The sequence below is a fragment of the Pelagicoccus mobilis genome (genome assembly GCF_016595505.1).
GTDB classification, from domain to species: domain Bacteria; phylum Verrucomicrobiota; class Verrucomicrobiia; order Opitutales; family Opitutaceae; genus Pelagicoccus; species Pelagicoccus mobilis.
Genome location: NZ_JAENIL010000031.1, coordinates 18,805 through 38,450 on the forward strand (window position 1 = coordinate 18,805; position 19,646 = coordinate 38,450).

10 protein-coding genes are annotated in these 19,646 nt (G+C 54.0%); 4 read left to right on the top strand and 6 right to left on the bottom strand.

Going from position 1 to position 19,646, the window contains the following annotated elements:
* Positions 1-9 precede the first annotated feature (9 nt).
* Positions 10-2,670, top strand: coding sequence for a family 78 glycoside hydrolase catalytic domain (locus JIN87_RS16530; protein ID WP_456238700.1), 2,661 nt, complete (start codon positions 10-12; stop codon positions 2,668-2,670).
* An 80-nt stretch (positions 2,671-2,750) separates the two neighbouring features.
* Here the strand turns inward: JIN87_RS16530 and JIN87_RS16535 are convergent, their stop codons facing one another.
* From JIN87_RS16535 to JIN87_RS16545, 3 genes are all read right to left on the bottom strand, one after another.
* Positions 2,751-3,749 carry an NAD(P)-dependent oxidoreductase gene (locus JIN87_RS16535; RefSeq protein WP_200356702.1) on the bottom strand — a complete coding sequence of 333 codons (999 nt, stop codon included), beginning with the start codon at positions 3,747-3,749 and terminating at the stop codon, positions 2,751-2,753.
* A 165-nt stretch (positions 3,750-3,914) separates the two neighbouring features.
* Positions 3,915-7,880 (bottom strand): Ig-like domain-containing protein, encoded by a 3,966-nt coding sequence (locus tag JIN87_RS16540; RefSeq protein ID WP_200356703.1) that lies wholly within the window; start codon positions 7,878-7,880, stop codon positions 3,915-3,917.
* Between the two features lie 718 nt (positions 7,881-8,598).
* Positions 8,599-9,402, bottom strand: coding sequence for a helix-turn-helix domain-containing protein (locus JIN87_RS16545; RefSeq protein ID WP_200356704.1), 804 nt, complete (start codon positions 9,400-9,402; stop codon positions 8,599-8,601).
* A 105-nt stretch (positions 9,403-9,507) separates the two neighbouring features.
* Here JIN87_RS16545 and melA point away from each other — a divergent pair, with 105 nt between their 5' ends.
* Positions 9,508-10,845 (top strand): alpha-glucosidase/alpha-galactosidase, encoded by a 1,338-nt coding sequence (gene melA, locus JIN87_RS16550; protein ID WP_200356705.1) that lies wholly within the window; start codon positions 9,508-9,510, stop codon positions 10,843-10,845.
* 223 nt (positions 10,846-11,068) lie between these two features.
* Here melA and JIN87_RS16555 read toward each other — a convergent pair whose 3' ends face one another.
* From JIN87_RS16555 to JIN87_RS16565, 3 genes are all read right to left on the bottom strand, one after another.
* Positions 11,069-11,815: a hypothetical protein gene (locus JIN87_RS16555; protein ID WP_200356706.1), complete on the bottom strand. Its 747-nt coding sequence runs from the start codon at positions 11,813-11,815 to the stop codon at positions 11,069-11,071.
* Between the two features lie 2 nt (positions 11,816-11,817).
* Positions 11,818-13,677: a sodium:solute symporter family transporter gene (locus tag JIN87_RS16560; RefSeq protein ID WP_200356707.1), complete on the bottom strand. Its 1,860-nt coding sequence runs from the start codon at positions 13,675-13,677 to the stop codon at positions 11,818-11,820.
* Positions 13,678-13,798: 121 nt separating this feature from the next.
* A complete protein-coding gene (locus JIN87_RS16565) occupies positions 13,799-16,264 on the bottom strand; it encodes an alpha-L-rhamnosidase-related protein (protein WP_200356708.1) in 2,466 nt (821 codons plus the stop codon).
* Positions 16,265-16,493: 229 nt separating this feature from the next.
* Here JIN87_RS16565 and JIN87_RS16570 point away from each other — a divergent pair, with 229 nt between their 5' ends.
* Together JIN87_RS16570 and JIN87_RS16575 are read left to right on the top strand one after the other, a co-directional pair.
* Positions 16,494-17,645: a LacI family DNA-binding transcriptional regulator gene (locus JIN87_RS16570; protein ID WP_200356709.1), complete on the top strand. Its 1,152-nt coding sequence runs from the start codon at positions 16,494-16,496 to the stop codon at positions 17,643-17,645.
* A gap of 307 nt (positions 17,646-17,952) precedes the next feature.
* A complete protein-coding gene (locus tag JIN87_RS16575) occupies positions 17,953-19,632 on the top strand; it encodes a right-handed parallel beta-helix repeat-containing protein (protein WP_200356710.1) in 1,680 nt (559 codons plus the stop codon).
* The last annotated feature ends 14 nt before the right edge of the window (positions 19,633-19,646 follow it).

Consider the following 19,646-nt stretch of genomic DNA (forward strand, 5'->3'; position numbering starts at 1 on the left):
AAGCCTGCAATGCGTTGCGAATACCTAGTCAACCCACAGGGAATAGACGTCCATCAACCAAGACTTAGCTGGTCTCACGCCCCGACAAGGGAGTCTAAACAACAGCAAGCCTATCGAGTCCTAGTAGCCAGCTCCATGGAGAAGCTTTCATGCGACGAGGGAGACCTATGGGACTCGGGAGTCGTCATATCGAACCAGTCTTCGCAGATTGAATACAGCGGAACGCCTCTGCGTTCACGGCAACGCTGTTTCTGGAAACTCATGACTTGGGATGACAATGGGTACCTCTCATCCTGGAGCGAACCCGCCTCTTGGACAATGGGACTGCTTAAAAGCGACGACTGGTCTGGCCAGTGGATCTCGATGCAGCAAACCTCGCTCCAAGAGAGAAAAACGGAATTCGGATCCGATGGGAAGGAAGAGGCTGACCACTTCTTCGAATGCAGGAACAGTCCCCTTCTCAGAAAGTCTTTTTCAATTGGCGGTACGGTGAAAACAGCGCAGCTCAGTATCTGCGGTTTAGGATTCCATGAACTCTTTCTCAACGGACAAAAAGTCGGCGATCATGTACTTGATCCCGCTTTGAGTTCATACCATCGCAACGCCCACTACGTTACCCACGAGATTGGACCTCTTCTCGTAGCTGGTGAAAACGTTTTGGGTGTTCAACTGGCGAATGGAATCTACAACCAAGGACACCCCGACGCCTGGGAGTTTCACAATGCCCCTTGGAAGGCGTTTCCTCAGATGCTGCTTCAGCTCGACATTGAATTTGAGGACGGTCGCCAAGAACGAGTCGTGAGCGACACCAGCTGGAAGGTCTCAAAAGGGCCGATTCTTTGGGACCAACTCAGGATGGGGGTCTTGTACGACGCTCGACGAGAAATCGCAAACTGGAACGAACCGGGCTACGACGATTCCGCTTGGGAATCCGCCATCGAAAGAGAAGGAATCGAAGGTCGGCTCTCCTCTCAAATGTCTGAGCCGATCAAGATAATGGATACCTTGAAGCCAATATCTATTTCCGAGTCCGAAGCCTCATACGAAATCGATTTCGGCCAAAACATTGCCGGTTGGGTACAGCTCGCCCTCACAGGTCCAAGGGGCACAGAAATCACCATAAAACACGGCGACCACGACCTCGTATACGCCGACCCACTACAAACCAGCACCTACATAATGAAGGGCGAAGGGAAGGAAGTTTGGGAACCCCGCTTCTCCTTCTACGGATTTCGCAAGATCAAGGTGTCAGGTCTCGCCTCACCTCCTACACACGATACGTTTACGGCAAAGGTCACCCATACAGCTTTCGACCAACGTGGAGGATTCAGCTCCTCAAACGAAATACTGAACGCCCTCGTGGAAAGGACCCGCTGGTCCTACATCGGAAACTTTGTCGGCATCCCGACCGACTGCCCTCACAGGGAAAAGAATGGCTGGACTGGCGACGCCCAAGTCGCTGCCGAAATCGGCCTGCTGTACTATGGAACCGAGGCGGCCTATACGCGATGGATCCAGGATGTGGCGGCAACCAAGAGAGAAGACGGCAAGCTCCCTTGCATCGTCCCGACAGGCACTTGGGGCTACGATACACTAGACGGGCCAGCTTGGGAAATCGCCTACCTCATGATTCCTTGGCACCTATACGAGTATCGCGGAGACAAACGTATCCTCGAAACCCACTACCAGGGGTTCAAGCATTGGCTCGACTGGTACCGCTACCATCCATCTGCGAATCAAGGACAAATCATCCACTACGGGATTGGAGACTGGGTGCCCATCGAGCAGGAAACGCCTATCGAGGTGACCTCCACCGCATACTATTTCGCAGCCACCAAACGGCTGGCAGCAATCGCCAAACGACTCGGCAAACAAAACGACCAAGAAGAGTACGAAAATCTTAGCGAAGAGATCAAGCAGGCGTTCGTAAAGGCCTTCTTTGATTCCGATACCGGACGAATTTCAAACGGTTCCCAAACTGCAATGTCCTGTGCCTTGTACCATGGGCTACTCACAGCAGAACAGTCCTCCACCGTTGCCAACGTACTCGTAAACTCGATACGTGAAAGCGATCACAGACTAAATTGCGGATTTCTCGGATCAAAATACCTTCTTCGCGCTCTCTGCGACTATGGGTACGCGGACGATGCCTTCAAACTCGTAACCAACGACCACGCCCCCGGCTGGGCAAGCATGATAGCGAGCGGAAACACCACACTCTGGGAGAGCTTTAAAAGCGAAGAATCGGACAACCACATCTTCTTGGGTGACGTTGTTGCTTGGTTCATTTCCTACTTGGCTGGCATCCGTCACGACCCGAAGCGCCCTGGCTTTCAACCCTTCATAATCAGCCCTGAAATCGTCGATGGGCTAGACGCGGCTTCAGGGTATCACATTTCCCCCTACGGTCGAATCGAGAGCAGCTGGAAGCGAACGAACAAGCAAATTGCGCTTAACGTTACCGTCCCCTTCAACAGCCAAGCCCGCATTGAACTTCCCGCTAACCAAGAGGCGACGATACTCCAACAAGACGAGCAAACGACGGGAGATAGTAGTCGACTACAGTTCCTCGGATTTGAGGAAGGGAAAGCAGTGTATCTAGCGTCCAGCGGTACCTTCAAGTTTGAAGCCACCCTCCCGAGCCGGAAGCAGACAGCCAGCCTAGCATAAAAACGAGACAGCCTTGGGTGAGCTCTACGGGGAACTCGGCATGGGCATCAAAAAAGCGTGTCAACTGAGGACGAATCACTTCAGGTCAACCGCTCATACACCTCTGGAGTGATTGGTCCTACAACCGCCTCGCCCCGACAAAAGCGTTTCAAATTTTCGATAGCGTGGTCGCCGGCATCGACCATGCGATCCGTCGTCGGACCTGCGATGTGGGGAGACAGCATCACATTCATGCATCCCCTCAATCCGTGAGTAGCCGGCAGTGGTTCTTCGTTAAAAACATCCAATCCGATCTGAAGCCTTCCCTCTTTCGCCACATTCAGTAAGCCCTTACTCTCGACAAGATCCCCGCGGGCCACGTTCACGAAAGCGCCTCCTTCCGGAATAGATCGAAGCAGCGCTTCGTCGACCACGCCGACTCGCTCAGGGGTCAAGGCTTCTACTTCGAAGATGACATCATTTTCCGAGAAAAGGGAGTTCAACGAATCACTGCATTCGACACCGTCATAATCAAACACACCCTTCGGTACACCGTCAGAAAACACCGTCACCTTGGAGGTAAATACCGACAGTAATCGGATCAATTCCTTGGCAATCGCTCCGTATCCGTGAATCCCTACACGGCGATCGAAGAGAGACTTCGTAGTCACAAAATCATCCTTCCACTCGCCATGGTGATGCATCCGATCGTTCCAGTAACCACTTCTGCGAACGCAAGACAAGCCCAGCAACAAGGCGCATTCCGCAACCGTCCGACTGATTGAGCGTCCCCAGTTCGTCACTAGCAATCCCTTCTCGATCATCTTACAGCTTACCTTGTCCCTAACCGTCCCGGGGACATAGCACAAATACTCCAGCCGCGGAGCCATCCAAGAGACACCATCTGGCAATTGCGGCAAGCTCCACCCACCCACGATCACCTTGGGATTGTGCCTAGCTAGCAGCTCCGCCCATTCCTCCGGCTCCATCATTTCAGCGTCAATCACACAGCAAGGCGCTATCAATTCCTCGACCTCCCGCTGACGCCTACCGGGGAGAAAGCATGCCAATTCGCTTTGGTTCATGATTAGAAGATTCATTTCGCTCATAGTAGTCTCAGATACTTCACAATGGGGTCCGGACTTGTTCTTTTCACAAAAGGATTTGGTCCCGAGCAAACAATCGATTTGCCACGTTAAATAGCGACATAGAAAAGGCGACAACCCCACGGGGTTGCCGCCACTGGTAAGCCAAGCCAGATTATACTATTCTACCGAGATTTCGTCGAGATTCGGACCGCCGCTTCCGGTGTTCACTGTCAGCCGGACGGCATTCAGTCCAGGGTCCAAGGACACTACCGCTTGCACAGTCACCCAGGTTGTCCAAGATCCACTCGGAGCGAACGCGACGTTTTGGATAGTCGCTCCGTTGACCGAGAGGGAACATTGGCGATTTCCACCAGACCCATTCGCGTAGCGGAAAGTCAAGGTAGCAGCACCGCCATTTGAGCCGCCATCTATCATTCCCCATTCAGCCCAAGTTCCATTGCCTCCGAAGTCTAGATACCCCGATCCGTTGTATCCGCCGTTCAACGTCGACGCCACGCATCCGGAGCTCGAAGTCGGGCTCTCGCCGGCGTGGGTCGCAGCAGGAATCGGTTCCGTGACACTCACGCTTACCGTAGCCGTATCGGTGAAACCGCCATCGGTTGTGGTGGCTGTAATCACTGCGTTGCCGACACCTTGAGCAGCGACCAAACCGTCGAACCCGACCGTCGCCACATTCGTATCAGAGGACGTCCATGTGACGGACTGCTCTGTCGCTTCCGCGGGAGCAATAGTCGCAGTCATGTATTCCGCCTCACCCACAGTCAGGATAAGATCCGGCTGCACAGTCACTCCAGTCACCAAGATCACTGTCGATCCAAGATCATCAACTTCCACCTCGTCGAGGTTCGGTCCGCCGCTGGAGGTATTGGCAGTCAAACGAACGGTATTGTTTCCGGACTGAAGCGTTACTTCGACTTCCACTAGGACCCAATCCGTCCACGCTCCGCCCGGAGCGAAATCCACGTTCTGTATCACGTTTCCGTTTACAGTGAGTTCGCAACGTCGATCCGTAGCGCCGCCATTTCCGTATCGGAATGCCAATGTAGCAGTGCCACCGCTAGCTCCCCCGTTGATATCGTTCCACTCCATCCAGCTGCCGTTGCCGCCGAAATCGAAGAAGCCCGATCCATTGTACCCGGAAGTATGGGTCTTCACACTTCCGCCGCTCGAGGCCGACAAGGCCTCCGCCTGATAGACGATCGTCGGAACCGGAGTCACCGCGTTAACCGTCACCGCAGTAGAATCGGTGAAGCCTCCGTCCGAGGTCGTCACCGTTATGTTGGCAGTCCCGGCAGCGACGCCGCTGACTAAACCGTTTGCATCCACTGTCGCCACTGTTGCGTCGCTAGTCGACCAGCTAACCGCTTGATTCGTCGCATTCGCAGGAAGCACTCCCGCTGTTAGCTGAACGGTGTCTCCTTCGACTATGGATACCGCCGATGGAGTCAGATCCACTCCCGTCACCGCAACATTCGAGGAAACCACAGTGATCAGGGACGTATCCGTAAACCCGCCATCGCTGGTGGTCACTGTTATCGTAGCAGATCCAGCCGCGACGCCTGTCACAACACCATTCGCGCTCACAGTCGCTACGGAGGCATCGTTGCTACTCCAGCTAACACCTTGGTTGGACGCGTTCGCCGGACTAATCGTCGCAGTTAGCTGCAGACTGTCGCCCTCCGAAACCGTACCGCCCGCTGGACTTAGCGAAACGCCAGTGACTGGCTCCAAAGTACCGCTACCAGCAATGCTCAGCTCGTCTAGATTCGGGCCGCCACTCCCAGTGATAGCAGTTACGCGTACCGTATTCAATCCAGCTGACAAGGAAAGGAACAGGGGCTCAGTTCCCCAATCATTCCAAGTTCCGGTGCTCGCGAAGTCTACGTTCTGCACGAATTGACCATTTACGCTAACAGAACATTGGCGATTACCCGCTGAACCGTTGGCGTAGCGCAACTCCGCATTAACCAAGCCACCAAGTGGACCAGCATCAACAGTCTGCCACTCCACCCACGCTCCATTGCCGCCGTAGTCGACAAAGCCGCTGCCGTTAAAACCAAGAAAGGCTGCCGAAACCTGAGCATCGCTAATAGCGTCGTATTCCTCTGCTTGATACGTCGAGGCAGGAACAGGAGCTGTAGGAGAAACCAAAACGGACGAGCTTCCAACATGCCCACCCTGCACCGTTGTCGCAGAAATGGTCGTAGAGCCTAGAGCAATACCTGTGATAGCCCCATCGGCGTCCACGGTCGCAATGGACGAATCCGCCGAGCTCCAAGTCACGTCCTTATTCGTAGCATTGGCTGGAGCGACCACCTCCGTCAGCTCAAGTACCTGCCCGATTGCGATCTCCGCCATCCCTGGTACAACCGAAACTCCGGATGGAGATACCGCAGCTACAGTAATAATCGCGGTATCGGTGAACCCACCATCATTGGTCGTTGCGGTAACCACCGCTGTTCCGGGTGCTACCGAGCTCACCAAACCATTAGGATCTACTACCGCAACACTCGTATCCGAGCTGCTCCAAACCACATTCTTATTCGTAGCATCGGACGGAGTCACCGTCTCGCTCAACTGAAGCGTATCGATCCCCTGGATCGTCGCGGACGATGGGCTTACATCCACCCCCGTTACATTGACGATCGTCGTCCCATCGTAGAGATAATATCCACTCACGGGAGCTCGATTGAAGCCTTCTCGGATATAGTTGATTGCCGAATACGCGGTCATTTGCCAAGGCAGCACGCCAAGCGGTCGATTCCGCAGCCAATCCAAATAATCTAGAGTGGAGTCGGTCCCTCCAATACTCGCGAAATAGTCTCCTGCATCATCGTCCGGATGAGGCCAAGAGGGATCGAAGGTATCTAACGCAGGATCCCAATTGTGGGAAACATTGTTAACAAATACTCCACTATCCAAATCAAGATAAGATCGATTAGTTCCATCCGCAATACGATTTGCGACAACATTGTCTTCAACAAGAACTCCCTCGATCTTACCTCCACCTCCATCAATGCCCCAAATCGCAGCCGATCGCAGGTAGTTATTATTGTAGTTATTCTCGATGTTATCCATGTCCATAAACCGTCCGCTTAAGACAACATTCTGCCACGCGCGATTTGGAAAAGTAACTACACCTGGATACGTAGGAAGACAGTGACCTCCCACATTCAAAGCCACCGCATTTTGGATAAACAGATTCCTGTCAACAAGCCCTCCCGACCTGGCTTGAATGCCATGGGCAGCACCCCGGGCACTGATATTGCCTCGAATGATTCCTCCTTCGACAATATCGCAATTTATGTAAACGTTATGATTGTACTTATTCGCACCCGCTCCTGGCACGTCTTCGCTCCATCCATTGTGATCAAAGAAGTTCTCCTCCACTAGATAGCTCCCATCAACATCCCCTCCCATGAAGAGTCCCTGAATCTTATCATGAGAATTGGAGGTATTATTAACCCAAGCGTCCAATATTATATTCCTTCGAATCCTAACATCAGTCACTAGGTTACCCCCATAGGAAATGACAGTGGTCATGCCGAATCGAATCTTACAATCCTCTATCAGCAAGTCAGCGCCACCACCTACGAAACGAAGAACCTCCTCGCAATTACTATTGGTATAATCTGGCGAAAACGGATCGCTATTGGACTTATAAATATCAAGACCCACGAAAGCCTGATAATCTCGAGCCTGACCATTCCAATCAATGAACTTCTTTAGTATCTTCACAACCGGTCGCTCACCACTCGCCCCATAGTAGGACATTACCAGTGGCTCGTCTGCACTTCGCCCGTTTTTCCAACGGCCAAGCAACACACTTGTTTCAACCGGAAACACATCTCCTCTTTTCAGAAGCAAGTGATCGGGATACCCATCTCGTATCAAAGCATCGGCAGCGAGAATCGTTTTCTTCGGGGTCGATGGCGACAGTCCGTCATTGGCATCGTCACCTTCTGAATTGCTTACATAGACAATTAGCGAGTCAGCGCTCGGCGTAATCTGAGTCCATCCATAACTATCCACGGAAACCGCGGCATGAGAAAGATTGCTCGTGAACAGGGCAACCAGCAGTGCGCACCAACGCAGCACAGACCTATTGATCTTTAGATACATACAAAAACTCGTTTCGGTTAACTTCAAGGCATATTGAATCCCCCCAAACGCTCTCCTTGCAGCCATGGGCTGGCCCCACAATCTGCTTGCAAACAGATATACGGGGACACAGCCGACCGCTCGACGCACCGGGCATTTGATCCTGGAACGCTGAAAGGAAAGTATTAGCAGGGGGTTAACGATAGCGAAAAAAGCGCCCGCATGGGGCACTCGAGTCTGGATCCAAACAAGGGAGTGACAACTACCCTTGCCCACTACTATAGCGCTCGCCCAAAGACTTTTGTATGTAAGTTTGCGAAATAGATTCTTGATTTTGCGTTGCAAGCACTCCGGTGCCTTTCTCCCTCATCTGCAATCACTTAAACAGCACAAAAACGATTACTACCCACCCTAAAAACAACGCCCTAAGCAATTCCTCCCTTACAAGGCTACACTCCCCCATGTCCCATCAAGCGGGGATCTCTATTCAATCCATGCTAGAGGCACCCCAAAAGCTCTCTTTTTCCCGATTAAGAAGAGTCAGAGCTGCCACGACTCCACCGGAGCCAATGTCGCAATGCAGGAAATGTGTACAAATTTAGTATCCATAATTTGGATCTAATGGAGACAACAAAATCATTGCTCTGACTCTATTTCAGTCCCCGTCCTCCGACAAAACTCCTCTGGAGCATGGGGAGCAAAACTTAGACCGTCTTCTACCGAACGCTTTCCTCAAACGCTACCCAGCACCGCCACTCTGGCTTCGAAATTCGCGCGGGCTGACGCCATACTCTCTTTTAAATGCCCTTCCAAAGCTGTCGCTTGCAGCGTAACCGCAAGACAGGGAAACCGTCTCCACATCAAGCGAGGAGCCAAGCAGCATCGCCCGTCCGCGCTCCAGCCTCAATCGCCTCAAATGGTTTCCAGGCGACTCGCCATAGCGCTCTTTAAAGCTTCGCGCTAAGTGTTCCCGACTCATACCGAGCTCGTCTGCCAATTCTGCCACTGTAATGGGATTCACATGACGCATCTCGATCGCGTTGTAACAATAAGCTACCGGATCCCTCAACCGGCCGACTCCATTTTTTTCCCGGCTCACCGCCAATAAAAACCGGTAGAGTAACTCGGCCATCTCCAAACGATCCCGAAACCTCCGATTCTCGAATCTCTCTAGAATCTCATCGAATAGACGTACCGTCTCACCGAGACCCTCGATGGAACACACATCGCCCCCATATCGAAAGATCTGCGCACAGATGGAATCCGCCAATTCCCCTTCCATGGCGATGAAAGAAAGTTCGTAGACGCCGCGAAACTCAAGCGGATAGCCATAGGCTGATCCGTCGCCATGGTGAAAAACCATCATCTCACCTTCCATCACATCTCGTCGATCCCCATCATGCGTCTCCAAAAAAGCGCGCCCCGACAGGGTCCGCTGAAACACCCACTGACTTCCCCCGTTCCGCCCTCGGTTCTCCCAGTAATACGAGGGGGTTGAATACTCCTCGCGCGAGGCGGCGATCAATTTCAAATACGGATCCATATATAGTCAGTGAAACGAGGCGGCATTTTCGATATCACATATAGCCGTTTCCAATCAACTTTTTCCTATCGGCCAATCCTACAGAGAATGATCACAGTCTGAATCATGCAGACAAAAGTAACCCTCATTGGCGCAGGCTCCGTGGTCTTCGCCCAAAACCTCATTTCCGACCTTCTTCAATTCGAGGAGTTCTCGGAGATACATATCTGCCTCATGGACATCGATCCGGAGCGACTAAAGGTCGCCGAGGTCATGACGCAAAAGATAATCGCCAAACTGGGAGTTCCAGCAACCGCGTCTGCAACAATCGATCGGACCGAGGCGGTGCGTGGAGCCAACTACGTCATCTGCACTATACAAGTGGGTGGATACAAACCGGGCACGGTTATCGACTTCGAGATCCCCAAGAAATACGGCTTAAAGCAAACCATAGCGGACACACTTGGCATCGGCGGCATCTTTCGGGCCCTCCGTACTATCCCGAAGCTAATCGATATCGCGAGGGATATCGAAACCGTCGGAGCGCCTGATTGCCTATTCCTAAACTACACCAACCCCATGGCCATGAACTGCATGGCAGTGGATAAAGCAGTAGGCATTCCCATGGTTGGACTTTGCCACAGCGTCCAAGGCACTAGCGAACAGCTTTCAAATTACCTGGGCTTGGACCATGCAGACGTCAGCTACAAGGTCGCTGGAATTAACCACATGGCCTTCTTCCTAGAGTTCAAGCATCGCGGACAGGATGCCTATCCCTTACTCTTCAAGAAACTGGAAGACAGCCGTTTCAAGAAAGACAAAGTGCGCTTCGAAATGATGCGACGCCTGGGCTATTTCGTTACCGAGTCCTCCGAGCACCAAGCTGAATATACCCCCTATTTCATCCATCATGGTCAAGACGTTATCGATCAGTTCGAGATACCTATCGACGAGTATATCCGCCGCTGTGAATCGAACATTGATACTTGGATACAAACAGAAAAAGACCTACTCGAGAGTGACGGAGAGATCACGATAAAGCCTCAAACTCACGAATACGGATCCTACATCATCCACTCCATCGAAACAGGGAAACCTCGCGTCATCTATGGCAACGTCCCGAATACCGGACTCGTAACCAACCTCCCTGAAAGATGCTGCGTGGAACTCCCCGTACTCGTCGACAAATCAGGTCTGCAGCCGACTTTTATCGGCAAACTCCCACCCCAGCTCGCCGCAATCTGCCGCAGCAACATCAACCCGCAAGAACTCACTGTCGAGGCTGCGTTAACCGGCAAACGGGAACACATATACCACGCTGCCATGGCAGACCCTCACACTGCTGCCACCCTCCCACTAGACAAGATCTGGGCCATGTGCGACGAACTCATCGAAGCTCATAGTAAAGAGGGCTACTTCCCGAAATTCACCAACTCCATCCGCAACACCAGCCGCGGCTTCTAGGGCACCACTAACACCACCTGCAAAAAGGTTTGAGCAAAATTGGTAGCGCCCGCTGTCCCTAGCGGGCACCCCCAAAACACAATGGCCGCAGGGACAGCGGCCGCTACCCTCTACAGCCGCACATTATCAATCTTTTTTGCGGACGGGATAATACAGTTTTCAGCCCAGTCTTGTCGTTTTTGATCACCTACAATCGAAAAATCAAGCAGCGGTCACCGCCCTCTCATTCCAAAACCGTTATCCGCACGTCGTCATAACGCGTGCTGCGCTCGTAGTGCATGTAGATACCGAAGTAGCCCCCGCGCTTTAGGTTATGGGCATCTAAGGAAATGAAGGGTTCGCCATTCATGGTCCAATCGATCCGCTTGGCCTCGACATCCACATCGATCCTCACATCCACCCATTCTCCTAGGTACGACCTTCCGGGCAGTATCAGCCCATCAATTACATTACCGCGAATATAGGCGTCCAGAACTGTCTCGTCCGTTCCGGGCAATTGATTCTCGTAGCCAATCTCGACTCCGTCGAAACCTCCCTTGCCTGCGCCCAGAAGGTAAAAGATCTGATCGTTGTCCGCCTTGAATTGTTTGAGTTCGATACGGTACTTTTTCGCGTCATCGGGAATCACCGCCTTGGCCGTGATCCGATTGGGACACTGGCTGCGATAAGCGCCAGAACGCCCCGCTTGGATCATCTCGCTGGTACCGGGCTCCACCACATAAAAAGCCTGCTCCCAGTCCCCTTCGAAATAACTGTAGTTCCAACCGTAGTGCCACTTCTTCAACAAATGGCCTTCAAGCAGGGAATTCGTCTTATACACCTTGCTGGTCGCATTCTTGGTCAGCTCGGCTTCATAGGATTCCTCCCCATTGAAATCGTCGAAGAAAATCTCCTGCGGTTCCGCCTGAATCAGCTTCGAAAAGCCGCATATGCAAAGAATAGTTAAACCGACAACACTTACTTTTTTCATAACTAACGCTTCGTTTCCAATTCCTGGTATTCCATTATTTCCTCTCCCTCCGGGTAGAGCTTCAACAAGAAGAAGCGGGTACCGAAAATCCCCAGTCCAATAAAGCAGCAGGCCAACAATCCCCCCAACCAGTAGGTCAGCAAGAAGCACATTGCGGCAAACCAGCCTCCCCACACAATCGCTAGGATTGAGGCTGTCAGGGCGATCTGAATACTGATCGGATCTGGAGCAGCCACCTTACCACCCAAGGTGCTGCGTACTGGTCCCCAGAAACCGAAGGGACGCATACGCCGATAAAATTCAGTTAGCTTATCCATCGGCTCGGGTTTCGACATCAACATCACGACGAATGCGAAAGTAGTACAGGCGAGGCCCGCCACCGTGTTGCGCGTCACGTAGAAGGCGTCATTCCCCTCCAAGCCCATGAACTGCACCAATCCTACCACAAACGGCTTGCCGAAAGGCGACAGAATAAACGCAAATACGACCAGCGAGAAGAGCTGGGAAGCGACTTCGGCATTCCCGTTCACTCGCCACCAAACGAGTCGCAACAGCTTAAACCAGCCACCGCCCAGAGTAATCGTCAATGCGAAGTAACCGAGATACAGGATGTCATCCACGAAAATCCCAATCAAAATCGTATTCAGAGCTGCCAGTGTCATGACGACCTGCGTCGCCCGAACATAGTGCTTTTCGCTCTTCCCCTTGGCGATAAACGGACGATACAAGTCGTTCACGAATACGGAGCCCGTCAGGTGGATGTTGCTATCGAAAGACGACATGAACGCGCAGAGAAAACCGGCGACCATTAAGCCCATCAGCCCCACTGGCAGGTACTGCGAAGCCAAAGTCGGAAAGACTCGCTCCCAATCCGGAATCTCTCCTCCTTCCGGAGTCATCAGTGGATCAAAGTTATCCAGAAGGTAGGCATCGCTCACCAGAAACATGCCTATCAGGCCAATCGCAATGAATGGAAAACCTCGTAACAAGAATCCGACTACGCTTTTGAAGATCAAAGAATAGATTACCTCCCGCTCGTCCTTCAGACTCAAGGTTCGCTGCATGCCTGGGTTAAAACCACCGTGATCCAGGAGCGGGTTGATGAAGAACATGTAGACGATGATAATGCTGAAGGGCTGCAGAAACTGCAGGTACTTGCTGTTATCGCCCGAGAGAGCATCGATATTTTCGTGCAAGCCGACGCTTCCCCCAATCTTCGAGTAGACGAGAATCAAAAGTACATACAAGGGCACGATGGCGATGATGAACTCGATCAAGTCAGTCCAAAAGATGCCACGTGCTCCCGCAGCCGCGGAATAGACCAAGGCGATCGCCACCACGCCAATCACCGCAATCGTTTCGGTCGAAACGTTCAATCCCGCCACTTCGACATACGTGGGTAGCCCTAAAATGACCGTCACCACTTTTTTAATACCGACCAGTCCAATCGCGGCCCAGATGGACGTAACGAATCCCCCGAAAACCACCGTATCGAACACGCGGGCGAAATTCGCCTTCCACCCCGTGTAGCGCGCTTCGTAAAACTCCATCTGCGTCTTGAATCGGGCTCGTCGCCACAGGCGCTCGAAGAAGACGCCTTGGATACAGGCCTTCATGGCGAATCCCCACATCTGCATCAGGCCCATCACCCCGTCCTGGCGCACCTTGCGCGAGTCCTGCAGCATACTGCTGGTGTTCAAGCCTACCGCCACGTCCGATACCCCGACTAGCCACCACGGCATCTTTCGCCCCGCCACCAGATACTCGGAGGTATCCGAGCTCGACTTGCGAGAAAGCCCAATTCCAACAAAAACCAAGCCAATCAGAACAAGGCCAACGATGAGGTAATCAATCCAATGCACGGTATCAAAACGTAAACTCTAGCGGGAAACCTCCAAGAGAGCCCATCATCGATGAGATCAACAAACCCAGCACATATTTACCCCGTAAAACGCGTTCCGCCCCAAACTCGAAATCGACTCCTCAAACATCGAAGCACAATTCGGAGTAGCCACTGAATAGCTCCCGCCGCTCACCCGCCACTTCACAGCTCCCGCTTAGCTCCTCTGGCAATCGAATCCTCACCAGTAAGGACGGCCCTTGCCTCTCTGCCTGCACTTCGATGAGCCCCAAGGGGTGCCTGAACTGCCCGCTCACCGATTCTAGCTCGCCCAACAAAGGGGCGATGCTGACGGAAGAGAAGCCGAAACCTGACGGGCGAACCCCAAGCACCGACGCCATAAGATGGTAGCTCGGATGGGCGTTCCAAGCATGGCAATCCGAGCGACCTTCGACTTCGCTCTCCGGAAAGGTGTGTAGCCCCGCCTCGATAAACGCCTTCCATTCGCCGATGCGAGCCACCAAATGCTCTCCCATGCCCCGCTTCCGAAAGGCCTCTAAAACATAATGCGAAAAGTATCCACTCGCTCGCTTCAGCGAATTGCCAGACGCCAAGGCTTGCCCAATCGCTTCATGCATCTCGCCCGAAAGATGACGCGAGAGAGCGGCAAGCGCTTGGGAATGCTCCGCAAAATAGCTTCGCTCCACATCCTCCGCGAACGCCGCTCGGCTTTCGCACCACAAGCGTCGCTGCACCGCCTCCACCAGCGCACGCCCACATCGACTCGCACGTTGGGCCAATTCTCGCTCCCCCAGCCAAGTGCAAACATCCTCGAGGGCCTCAAGGGCCGATACGACCTTCCACTGCACCGTTCCACTCACTTCGCCCGGAAGTTGAAACGAGCTCCCCTCCCCAAAGTCGCCCGTATCGACAAAATTCCACCCCTCCAGATTGGCTACCAACCCATCCTCTCGCCGAGCCAGAAGGAACCGCTCGACGATCAGCCAAGCCATAGGCAGCTGGGCCCGAAGGAACTCAGGTTCCCCCCGCCAGAGAGCGAAGTCGCGTAAGCTGTCGACCCACCCCAGCGCGAACGGCGGAATGAGCTGCAAGCTGCTTGCCGGGAAAGAGGACGATGGAAGGGAAGCTGCGCCCAAGACGCTGTGATTGAAAATCGAAATCGCCTTTTTCGGCAGCTCACAATCTTGAGTAGCAGCGTAAGTCACCAGAAACTGGATACGTGCATCCTCCCAATATTGGAGCCGCTCCCAGAAAGGACAATCCATGTATGCATCGTGCGAACAATTCTCGAGCGTACGAAATCCGACCTTCCAAATCGACTCCAAAACCCGGTCGCTACACTCAAACGCGGCCGTTCTCTCGAAGGGGTAGCCCGTCTCGAATATCTCAAGGCCATCGATCTCCAAAGCCTCGTCTGCCGTCTCAAGCATAATCCGTATCCAACACCCAGATACCCAGTCTAAAGGCTCGAGCACCGAATCAGATTCACCTTCTACGATAAACTCGTCTTCCAGCCCCACAAAATAATGGCCTTCGACCTGGATTCGATCCGGTGCCGCCACATAGGCCAAGGGATCGACCGACAAGCCTTCCGCCCATCCGACCGAGACGCGCGCCCCACGCCCTCCCTGCACTTTCAAACGATAGCGAGCGCAGACATAGTCTTCCAATCGTAGCAAGAGAGCGATCCGCGACGCCGCCGGCAAAACCACCGGACGATCCCCTTTGCGTCCCCCAAGCGACGCCTCCCACCTCGCCTCTTCATCGGGCGACAGACAACCGCTACCAATCTTTGCCCCATGCTCGTATTCAGACGAAGCGTACACGAGACGACAGTGTTGAAATCGTTTTTCTTTCATCGCCGGCAAACGAGCCGGCGTCAGCAATCGCTTCTGGTGGTCAGCATACTGAACGAAACGGCTAAGCCCAAACCGCCCGGCGGCCACGGGTTCCCATTCAGGACAATCCGCCGAAAGTTCCTCACTCCAGCTCCCACCTCGATAACGCAACCTCCCCCCCGAAAGGCACATGCGCCCCAGCTGTGCGGACGAATCGAGAAACTCCACTCCCTCAACGCGGTGCCCCTGCCAATCCGCGATCCCGGTGCTCACCAAGTCGATGAACTCCGGATCCGGCGACGCCAGAAGAAAGGCAGGCTCTACGCTAATCCGTCGTTTCGGCGAAAACTCCCCCAACCACCAGCAAATCGCGCCTAGCACGTATTCCCCCGGCTCGAACTCCACGTCATACCCGTCGTAAAACCATTCGCTGAGGCACCCGACCTCGCTGCCCTCGCCCACTCGCACCCCGTTGATGTAAAACCAATAGCCCTGATCCGCCGTTATCAGTAGTCTAAACTTGGATGCCTCCTCCACTCGCAAGACAAGCCGGTAGGCCTGCACCCCGGGAGTCGATTCCACGCTTCCTCCACTTGGCGAAACGAAGCGAGCGGGCCAACTATACAACTGCGACCAGGGGCGCTCCGGAGCAGTCTTCCTCGCCAAATCAGCGAAAGGATCAGTCGTGACACGCACACGCTTCACTTCGAATTTCGCCGACTTCTGCAACAACCCCTCAAACTCGCTCATAAACTATAAATCCCCAGCGTTATGGCACTTCCGAGGCCCGAAACAACCTGCTCAGCCACTTTTCGCGTAAAACGCAGCCACTCACCTGCCCCGTCTCCACCCTTGCAATCCGAATAAAATCGACCCATTACTTTACGGGATAAGTTAGCAGTGCTTTGAATTTAGTTCCCTCAAAAGGGATACTTCGCACCGTACCCCACTTCGCCTAATCAAACTACCCCCGTGCCCTATGGAAACACCGTCACTACCTGACGCGGATTCATCGATTCCGCCCTCCCCGCCTCCTGCCAAACGCGTCTCCATGCGCGTCATCGCCGAGGAGCTTGGGGTCACGAAAACCACCGTCTCCTTGGCCCTCCGAAACCACAAAAGCATCTCGGAAGCGACGCGTGATCGCGTCCTGAAGCTGGCCAAGGACCTCAACTATCGCCCTGACCCCGCCATCTCGGCTATCGCGGCCCAACGCTGGAGCTGCAAGTCGCCGGAACGGCACCGCGTGATTGCATTTCTCTGCCACCACCACCCAATAAGCAAGTCCCAGCAGGCGGAGTACCTGCCTGCAGCGCGAAAACGAGCCGAGGAGTACGGCTACAAGCTCGAACCCTTCTACGTCGACGAATACCCGACTCCCGAGTCAATCACCCGCGTCCTCTATAACCGCGGCATTCGCGGCCTCCTCGTTCCGGCCATCCACAATCCGGAGTCGAAACGCGCGATCGAGCTGGACTGGTCCAAATTCACCGCCGTCTGTTGCGGCGTCGGACGCATCCGCCCCCCTCTTCACACCGCGACAAACGATATCTTTTCGGCAACACGTCTCGTCTGGGAGACGGTCGCTCAAGCAGGTTTCAAGCGAATCGGAGCCGCCCTGTTTTGCCACGACCCGATCGCCGACGACGACTGGGAACGCATCGGAGCCTCCAGCGCCTCCGTTAAACTACTCGGGCTAACCGAATCGCAAAACATCCCAATCCACACGGGCGAGGTCTTCGACGAGGACTCCCTCATGAGCTGGTACAACAAGTACAAGCCAGAGGTGGTAATCGGCTTCAACCACTCGACCGGCGAAACCTTGGAGCGTTGCGGCTTGCGGATTCCCGAAGACGTCGAGTTCGTTTCGCTCATCTCCCCTCAGGATTCGAAATGGTCCGGCCTCAAGCGCCACGTGGACGATGTCGCCAGCGCCTCGGTAGACATTCTCAACAACGAGCTGCGGGAAAACCAATGGGGCATCCCCAGCGTACCGCACGTCACGCTCATCCAGCCCGACTGGAATCTGGGCTCCACTTTCCGGGGCACTCCTCCGATGGGAGCGAGCTGCCGCAAGCCCATCAAAAACGTGACCGGGATCTCCATCGCCACAACCGCCGTTTCAGCCTAAATTCAAGGGTCATCCGCAAATTGAGTGGATACGCATCTTACTGATGGTGGAACGACTTCTCCAAAGGCGTTTGTATCCGCAGATCAACCCGAAATAGTCGTCTTCGGAGAAGCCGACCCACCTGAAAATGCAATTTCAGGTGTCAAAATTGCCAGCTTCCACCATCTTGGGGATGAACCAAATTCAAGGGCTCGGCGGCTGCAATTCGAGCAACGAGCAACGCTTACTAAACGTGATGAGTAGCCAAGGCGATAGGTAAGGATTTCAAACTCAGCTACGTCATTGAATTCAAAATTCAATGACGCCTATGCTATCCCTTAGAATCCCCCTCATCGCCAGCTGCCTAACCGCCCTGGCCGCCACCCAAACCTTCACCCACGCTGCCGTAGAGCTCGACGCCAATGGCTGGACGGTCATTACCCCGAGCCACGACTCACGCATTGTCTACGTCAGCAGCTCCGAAGGCGACAACGCCAACGACGGGCTTTCACCCAGCACCCCAAAGAAAACGATCGCATCCGGAGACAGCCTGATCCGCGATGGCTACCCCGATCACCTGCTTCTTAAGCGCGGAGACACGTTCACTCCCACCGCCGCCACCGCCCTTGGACGCTGGAAAAACGGCCGCGGACCGGACGAGCCCATCGTATGCTCCTACTACGGAGACGAGGGGCCACGCCCCATCATCAAAATCAAAGACAGGTTCATCAATCACGACGGACACCCCCGCCACTTTCAGGCATTCATCGGGCTGGATATCTACAAATCGAACAGCGACCCCGACTCTCCGGACTTCGACAACTCCTCCTGTGTCGAAACCCTGCGCTTCATTGGCAGCGGAGCCTACATCCGCCTGGAAGACTGCCGCGTCCGATTCGGCATGGTCACTATCCAGAGCTACGCAGGCGTCTACGCCTACCCGGAAGTGCGCCGCAACATCATTACCGACGCTTGGGCCAACGGATCCTACTACAGCCACAGCGCGGAAGGGCGTATTCAGGGCATATACATTTCAGGCGTAGACTCCGGGTACCTTCTCGAAGAAAACTTCATCGACCATTGCGGATGGAGCGCAACCGTGATGGGAGCCGGAGCCAACAAGTACAATCACAACGTCTACATCCAATACGACAATGTCGAAGGCGGCATTATCCGAGGCAACATCATCTCCCGCGGCGCCGCCCACGGCATCCAAGCCCGCTCGGGAGGCCATATCGACCGCAACCTTTTCATCCTTAACGCTGTCTCCCTCAACGTAGGCGGACACAAGGTCGCGACCAAGCCCGCCGTCCTCAGCTACGACAATCGGGCGAAAGAAAACGTCGTCCTGACCGGTCGCTTAATGGATCCCAACAACTCGCAGGAACCGCGATCCGCCGCAGTCTGGGGTATCGACGCGAATGTTCTCCTACCGGGAACCGACGTCCACGACAACATCATCGCCAACCGACAAGACGACGGTGTAAACACCGCCTTCCTCGGGAATGGCAACCTGTCCAACAACGTCACCTACAATTGGGACAAGGACACCGATACTTTCGACCCTAGCTGGCCACATCCAGGCCATCACGCCGGACACTACTTCGCTTCCATCGGAGGCGGCAGCAACCGCACCCTTGACTACCTCGAATGGCTGAGAGAGCGCCCGCTTCGATCCCTCCCGTGGGAGATGACCGCGTATTCCGCAATCAACTACATCCGCGAAGGCTTCAACAAAGCGCCCGTCGACGGTTACTTCGAATACGGCGAAGCAGTCGAACCAGTCGACCCCGAAAAGCCGGAAATCACTTTCGACTTCAATCATCAAGACTCCCCCCCCACACTCAGCATCCTTTGGCAATCGCAAGCAAACGTGCAATACGACCTGCAAAAGGCCGAGGATCTCTCTGCTTGGGACACGGTATCCACAAAACAAGGAAACGGAGATGAAATGAGCTTCGAGCAACTCAACCTCGCTACCTTCTATCGCCTCAAAGCCTACCCGTAGACGACAGCGCGTTC